The following is a 3,644-nucleotide window of genomic DNA, read 5'->3' on the forward strand; positions in this document are numbered from 1 at the left end:
AAATATTGTCGGAAGTAATTGTTTTTTCATATTTTACCTCTTTTTAACTTCCGAATGAGCGTTAACTCTTCGGAATGTTGATCTTTTCCAAACAATCGGAAGTTCTTCGGACATTCAGATGTTTGAATCTTCGTTTTTCTTTGTAAACTTCGAAGCTAACAATATCAAATATGGAAATTTTCAAACTATAGACTACTTAACAAGTCAAACAAAATATTAATTCCGACCTCGATTGCTTTTTCATCCGGCAGGAATTTTGAAGAATGAAGATCCTGTTTTTCACCCTGATTTGCTCCCAACCAGAATAATAATCCTTTATACTTTTCTGCAAAAAAACCAAAATCTTCTCCTGTAAAAACTGCTTCTGCTTCTAAAAATTTATATTTCAAATTTTTACAATATTGTTTCAGTTTTGTAAATAACTCGGCATTATTGAAGACATGTTTATAAAAACTCAGATATTTTATTTCTGATTTAACCTGATATTTCTGGGAAATATCTTCCAATGTCATTTCCAGGATTTCTTTGATCTTTTCATGATCATCATCAAAAAAACTACGAAAAGTTCCTTCTAATCTGCATTCCGAAGCAATAATATTCCTCGCTGTTCCAGCTGATATTCTTCCAAAGAAACATCTGATCGTTTGCGGAACACTGAAATTCTTCTTGATCCTATTATTAACAGAATTATAAAATTCTGCTCCTGCTTCGAGTGCATCTATTCCGTTTTCAGGAAAAGCAACATGAGCACTTTTTCCTTTGAAAAGGATGTCTGCTTCCTGTGAATTAGCAAAGAATATCCCTTTTTTGGAGGAAATTGTTCCCGCAGGTAAATTCCCGGTCACATGTAGTGCATAAGCTTCTGAAATATGGTAATCTTTAAATATTCCTGTTTTAATGATTCTTTGAGCTCCGCCTTTTCCTTCTTCAGCAGGTTGGAACAGAAATAATATATTTTCTTCGAGCTTTTCCCTGACTACTTTTTCGATTAATCCCAACAGAATTGTCATGTGCATATCATGTCCGCACGCATGCATTTTTCCTTCGTGCTCGGATTGAAAATCACATTTGGTTTCTTCTTTAATCGGAAGAGCATCCATGTCAGCCCGGAACAGTTTATATTCTCCTTTTCCATGAGAATATTCGATTAATATTCCGGTGAAATTAAATAAATGAATTTTCAAGTTTTTAAATTTCTTCAGGATGTTTAAAAGATATTTCTGGGTTTTAAATTCCTCAAATCCAAGTTCCGGAATTTTGTGTAAATATCTTCTAATCTTAAACAAATCCAGCATTTTTCCTGCCTTGTTTTCAAGATGGAAATATCTGAATCTATCTTTTTTTGTCAATTTATATCTGATTCAATCATTTTCTTGACACTATAAGAAGAAGAAAAAATTTCAATTTCCGAATTGCCCCCGTAGCTCAGCTGGATAGAGCAGTTCCCTCCTAAGGAAAAGGTCAGCCGTTCGAATCGGCTCGGGGGTATTCTTTATTTTATCCCTTTTACAGCTAATAATTCAGATTTATAATGATATTTTTTATCGAAATCTAAACAATAATAAAAATTGTAACAAAAAAAGAATATTTTTATTGCTCTGTAGTTGCTCTGATATTATTATCCCAAATAATGCTATTGAATTCAGAGTATTAAAAAATAGTAAAGTGAATACTAAGAATATCATATAGTTGAGTCAATCAATCCATAAAGTAGAAATGTGAGAAAAATATTCAAATAAAATAATGAAATAGAGAGATATTTTTGAAATGAATTTCTACTGCAATACAGTTCAATATATCGAACTATAAGAAGTTGTCGAATTGCATCATTGCATTGAAATGTAAAATTTATTGAGTTAGAATTTATGCTACTGCATTATTGGGGATTATATGAAAAAAAGCCACCAGAGAAAAACTCCGGTGGCTTTTATACTTTCTGATGAAAGACTATTTAAAGTTTAGTTCAAATGACCAGTGGTTAATTTTGAATTTCGTAAGTCCTTATTTTTCAACCTTTGTGTCATCTTGAACTAAACTGAAATTGGGTCAAATGTGCCTTCACCTCCAGTCATTTGACCTTATTTCATCAAGATCATTTTCTTAGTGCTGGTATATTTACCTGCTTCCATTTTATAGAAGTAAACACCACTGGAAACATCTCTATTGAAACTATCTTTTCCATACCAGGTTACCGTATGTCTTCCTGCTTCCATATTTTCATTCACTAAGGTTTTAACTCTCTGTCCCTTGATGTTATAGATCGAAACAGTTACATTTTCAGCTTGATGAAGAGAATAGTTGATCGTTGTAACCGGATTGAATGGATTGGGGAAGTTGGTTCCAAGTGCCGTTATCAAAGGTTGAATCGGTTCTTCATCGATTGCATCAGGACCAACAGTCATGGAAACCGGAACGATCAGAGGTTCACCCAGAATTGAATTATTCACGATGATCATATTAGCTTCGAGAACGGTTCCACCCGGAATCTCTCCGGCATTGAATTGGATTGTTACTTCGTCTGTAGATTCTCCCGGAACAGTTCCGGAGGAAGGTTCAGCAGTAACCCAGACACCTCCAGATAACCAAACAATTGCGTTATAATAGATCGTTAATACATCACCTGTCCAGGTAGGACCAACATTTGGATCTATCGGCATGATATTCATCCCGACAACACTATTATTGGCAGCGAGGAATGGAAATCCATTGTCCCAATCTGCGATCAAATCAGCACCAGCAGCAATTCCCGGATCTTGAACTCCCCAGGTTTGACCAGCAGTTACAACATCTGTCATAAGCGGATGGTCAGGCATGTAAACGGTTCCCATATCGGTGGGGATCCATTCGTCTGTGCTAGCCATCGTGAAAGGACTATATTGTTCAGAAATGAAGCGACCGCCTAATCCCCAGGCATCAAAGCTATGTAAGTACATATTGTCGATCACGGTTCCACCAAGATCAATATAATCTGCAAGAGCATCACCAACATCGTTTGTATCTCCACCACCAGCTTCCCATGTATAATCATTGTATGCAATAACTACATCATAGGGTGCAAGTGCTTCTCCTGAAATTGCCGGTAGATCATCTAAAGGATAAACACTGACATCAAGATCATCAAAAGCAGCAAGAGCTGTCTGTAGTTGAGAAGTTGCTGTTTCGGGATCAGGGCTGACGATCAGGACAGCAATATTTCTTCTTAGATTCGAATGAAGATCAGGTATTTTAATTGATATTCCGGAATTAGAACTGAAATTCTGTGTTATTTTTGGATTATGTTTAGCAAATTCACTGAATGTATCAAATCCCAGAGTCGGAAGAGTGATTTCAGAATAATTTGCTTTTCTGATATTACTTCTCAGTAGATCAAGTTCCTGGAAAGAGATGCTGTAGGTCAGCTCTCCTGGTCCATCATTGGCGATCGTCATAGGAACATCAAGAGTGCTGCCCTGAGGGACATTAACATCAAATGAGTTTGGATCAACTGCAATTTCTGACCACATCAGAGCAAAATCCTGGGCGGTTGTTTGTTCCTCAAAGATTTCCACTCCATCAACAGAAGCATCAACATAACCATCTGCTGTACAGTAAACAGTGTAAGTATTAACACTGACATTATCAATGAAATAATAACCATCACCATT

At 36.0% G+C, this 3,644-nt stretch carries 2 protein-coding genes and 1 tRNA gene; 1 reads left to right on the top strand and 2 read right to left on the bottom strand.

Annotated elements, in window-relative coordinates:
• Positions 1–185: 185 nt before the first annotated feature.
• Positions 186–1,349, bottom strand: coding sequence for an amidohydrolase (locus ENL20_10925; protein ID HHE39067.1), 1,164 nt, complete (start codon positions 1,347–1,349; stop codon positions 186–188).
• A gap of 65 nt (positions 1,350–1,414) precedes the next feature.
• On the opposite strand from ENL20_10925, the gene ENL20_10930 reads away from it, so the two are divergent.
• Positions 1,415–1,488 (top strand) — tRNA-Arg (locus ENL20_10930).
• A gap of 590 nt (positions 1,489–2,078) precedes the next feature.
• On the opposite strand, the gene ENL20_10935 is transcribed toward ENL20_10930, so the two are convergent.
• On the bottom strand, positions 2,079–3,644 hold a 1,566-nt coding region (locus ENL20_10935; GenBank protein ID HHE39068.1), incomplete at its 5' end, for a T9SS type A sorting domain-containing protein.

Source organism: Candidatus Cloacimonadota bacterium, from assembly GCA_011372345.1.
Classification (GTDB): Bacteria; Cloacimonadota; Cloacimonadia; order Cloacimonadales; family TCS61; genus DRTC01.